Genomic DNA, 589 nt, shown 5'->3' with positions numbered 1-589 from the left:
GGTGGATGATCGTGGCAGTAGGTGTGGTGCGCGGCAGTGCCCCGAGCCGCCGCGCCCGTCCGCATAATTCGGCTTCCTCGCCATACATGAAGAAGTCCGGCGCAAACCCTCCGAGCTCTTCCCAGAACGAGCGCTCGATGAGGAAGAAACAGCCTGAAACGATATCGACTTCCCGTTCGGTGGACCGATCCCAGCCGCCAAGCCCTTCCGGATTGAAGAGGTTGCTCCGCGGGAACAGCAGCGTGAGGCCGGCTGCGAAGCAGAAGGCGCTCCAGGTGCCGAACGCGCCCCACGCCGAGCCGATGTTGAGGCTGCCGTCGGCGAAGATCGTCCGACCGCCCCAGATCCGCGCTTCGGGCCGTTTGGCGGCAAAAGCCATCAGCCGGTCAACCGCTTGATCGAGAACGACCGTATCGCTGTTGAGCAGCAGCAGGTAGCGTCCGCGTGCTCTCGCGGCGGCAAGGTTGTTTGCGTGCCCGAAGCCGTGATTGATGGGCTCTGCCATCAGCCGGACCTGTGGAAATGTGGCAGCGATCGCATCGGCCGATCCGTCCTGCGATCCATTGTCGACCAGGATTGTCTCGAAAGT

General features: G+C 63.2%; 1 protein-coding gene. It reads right to left on the bottom strand.

The genetic code is table 11. From position 1 onward, the window contains the following. Positions 1–589, bottom strand: a 589-nt coding sequence (locus AC1DZC_RS20175) for a glycosyltransferase (RefSeq protein ID WP_477044521.1), incomplete at both ends; no start/stop codon positions are given.

The sequence above is a fragment of the Cellulomonas sp. P2_B4 genome, from assembly GCF_056404795.1.
This window is presented reverse-complemented; position numbering and strand designations above follow the sequence as displayed.